At 46.3% G+C, this 3,002-nt stretch carries 3 protein-coding genes; all 3 read left to right on the top strand.

Annotation, left to right across the window (positions count from 1 at the left end; all coding sequences use genetic code 11):
• The first annotated feature begins 97 nt into the window (after positions 1–97).
• Positions 98–379 carry a nitronate monooxygenase gene (locus Q0991_RS21925; protein WP_299492584.1) on the top strand — a complete coding sequence of 94 codons (282 nt, stop codon included), beginning with the start codon at positions 98–100 and terminating at the stop codon, positions 377–379.
• Between the two features lie 48 nt (positions 380–427).
• Positions 428–1,426 carry an NAD(P)/FAD-dependent oxidoreductase gene (locus Q0991_RS21920; RefSeq protein ID WP_299492582.1) on the top strand — a complete coding sequence of 333 codons (999 nt, stop codon included), beginning with the start codon at positions 428–430 and terminating at the stop codon, positions 1,424–1,426.
• A 567-nt stretch (positions 1,427–1,993) separates the two neighbouring features.
• Positions 1,994–3,002, top strand: a 1,009-nt coding sequence (locus Q0991_RS21915) for an efflux RND transporter permease subunit (RefSeq protein WP_299492581.1), incomplete at its 3' end; no start/stop codon positions are given.

Raw genomic sequence — 3,002 nt, 5'->3', positions numbered from 1 at the left:
GCTTTTTGTCGGAAGTCATTGCTATAGGGGGCGGGCATTGAAATAGGCAGAAAAGACATGGTCCTATTTTGTCCTAACTAGCTCCTCAATTGCTATAGTGCCTAGTCCCGTAGGTATGCCGGGACGAGCGTTGCGAAATTCTTTTGCTGAACGAGCAATAGCCAATTCCCCTGATTTAGAAAAGCGTTGTCTGACCAGTTGTTTGCATGTTTGCCGCTGTCGAGATACCCAAGAGACCTACTGCATTGCGAGGGCATTAGATAGGGCTTCTCAGGGCGATGTCGAAAATGGCTTAATTTTTGCTGGATCCAATGCCGGACGTGCTCAGCAGATCATTCCCGTCGCTGAGTTGATGCAAGAGCTAACCACATCCCTTTAACTCCGTTCCTTATCCTTAGTCCGATTGCACTCATAACTAAAGAGACCGATGAAGCTCAATAAAACCAACCTTGAACAACGTTTAGACCATCTCTATGATGTCATTATCGTGGGGGGTGGGGCAGGCGGCCTATCTGCAGGAATCTATCTACAGCGATTTCGCCTCTCCAGTCTGATTATTGACAAAGGTAAGGCTCGTTCATCCTGGATGCAGTCATTACACAACTATTTGGGACTGCCACCGGATACGTCCGGTCGAAAACTGCTGCAACAGGGGAAAAAACACTATGACTCCTTGGCGGGAGATTTCCTCGATGGTTATGTTGAAGAGGTCACTGACGCAGAGAACATCTTTGAGATCCAAGTTAAGGTGGGTCGTCAAAACAGTCGCAACGTCAAGTTCTATTCTAAATATCTAATTGTCGCCAGCGGCATTATTGATCATCTGTTGCCCTTGGAAAATATGCAAAATGTTTATGACTATGCGGGGTACAACATCCATGTCTGTATGGTTTGTGATGGCTATGAAATGACCGACAAACTTTGTGGCTTCTTTGCAGGTAGTGAAGCCAGCATTGAAGAAATGGTGTTCAACCTCAGTTGGTTTACGCCCAAAATCACCATCTTTACCCACGGCCTATTTGAGGTGAGCGGCCAGATGCGCAGCCAATTACAAGAGTATGGATATCGTTTGGTAGAAACCCCCATCCAGAAATTTTTAGGTGAGAACCACCAAATGACGGGTGTAGAGTTGGTGAACGGTTCAGCCATTGAATTGGAAACGGGGCTAATCTCAATGGGGGCTCGCTATCACAACACCTATCTTCAGGAATTGAGCTTAGAGATGAAAGGCGGTAACTTAGTCACTGATAAATTGGGTCGCACCTCCCATCCTCGGATTTTTGCGATCGGAGATTTAAAGGTTGGCCTGAATCAAGTGGTAGTCGCAGCAGGGGATGGGGCTTTAGCCGCCACTCAGATTTGGCGAGAGATTCGCAAAGATATTGGTCCTAGAAAATGGCTGGAGAATCTCAAGCTTTCGGCATAAATAGCTGGAATAAATTGTCGTCTCAATGTATTGGTTAAGGTCCTACGGGTTGAACCAAGACTCTTCAACAGGGCAAGCAATGATTGGTCTGAATAAACGAGTGGGTAGTGCCCCAAAAGTAAGGATCGCTAAAACGTATTATTATCAGCGCTTTCACCAAACTCCCCCGAGTTATTCAATCTTAGTCTCTACACATATCAAATACTAGGACCCAGATTCCTAAATGCATTGAGGACAAGGTATACGGTTTTGTGAGGATGCTTCGGGACAATAGTATCTACCCTAAACGCTGGAAAGCTTTGGTAAAGACACTTTTAAACATCCTTACTTTTGAGGCACTACCCTTCTCTACTAGTCTTCAAATGTTGGAATATCAGTTGATAGTTTGATAGCACTTATAAGCCGTTCCACTGGCTAAAGTTGACATAACAAGATTACCCGCTTAAAAAAAGAGCCAGTTTAGAGCCAACTCACTACTATCCCATCCCCATAATACCCTTTATATAACTAATTGAATATATAGTTATATAATTTATAAAATGGATTGCATTTCAGTCCCTCTTTGTTATGTCCTACTCCTCTGCTGTTGATCCAACTTCTAAATTGAGCCTTGTCGGTCGGATTACGGCTTACTTTATCAATTCTCAAGTGACGATTTTGCTCATTGCTGCCTTAGTTTTGTTTGGAGTCGGAGCAGCCGTCTTTACCCCGCAGGAAGAGAACCCTCAAATTGTCGTTCCTGCTGCTGAGGTTATCCTGTCCTATCCGGGGGCACCTGCAGAGGTGGTCGAGAATATTGTCACTAACCCGATAGAGGCGAAGTTGCGAGAACTTACAGGGGTGGAACATCTCTATTCCGTCTCCCAAAACTCAGGGGCCAAAATTACCGTGCAGTATTTTGTGGGGGAAAACTGGGAAGATTCTCTCTTCAAACTGCAAAATCATCTTTACAATCATCAAGATTTACTCCCCCCTGGCGCGTCCTATCTCGTCAAACCTGTGATTATCGATGATGTCCCCATCGTGACCCTGACCTTGACAGGACAAGGCTATACCGATAACCAACTCCGACGGGTAGGAGAGCGACTCCTCAATGATTTACGCAGTATTCCAGACACGGCCAATTTGACGATGGTGGGTGGGCAACCCCGTGCCATTCGGGTGGACTTGGACCCCGATAAACTGGCTAGTTATCGCCTCTCCCCTGCTCAGATTAGCCAACAACTCCAAGTGGAGAATGTTCAACTGCCCACGGGCGATGTGTCTGTTGGAGGAACCCGCCTATTTTTAGAAGGGGGCAATCTGTTTCAGTCTGCCGCAGATGTAGGGGAGATTATGGTGGGCTTTGGTACTGCCACAGATCAGGGCCATCCCCGACCCATCTACCTCAAAGATGTAGCGACGATCGTGGATGATTTTGGCGATCGCACCACGGTATCGCGAATTCACTATCGACAAGATTGGGATATTGCCAATTCCTATCCAGACCCCAGCAGTCAGGCTCAAGGGGAATTTATCACCCAGCCTGCGATGACGATTGGAATCGCTAAGAAAAAAGGCACGAATGCGGTTACCG

The sequence above is a fragment of the Acaryochloris sp. IP29b_bin.137 genome, from assembly GCF_028285745.1.
GTDB lineage: Bacteria > Cyanobacteriota > Cyanobacteriia > Thermosynechococcales > Thermosynechococcaceae > Acaryochloris.
Note: the sequence above shows the minus strand (reverse complement) of the source record. Positions and strands in the feature narration are given on the sequence as shown.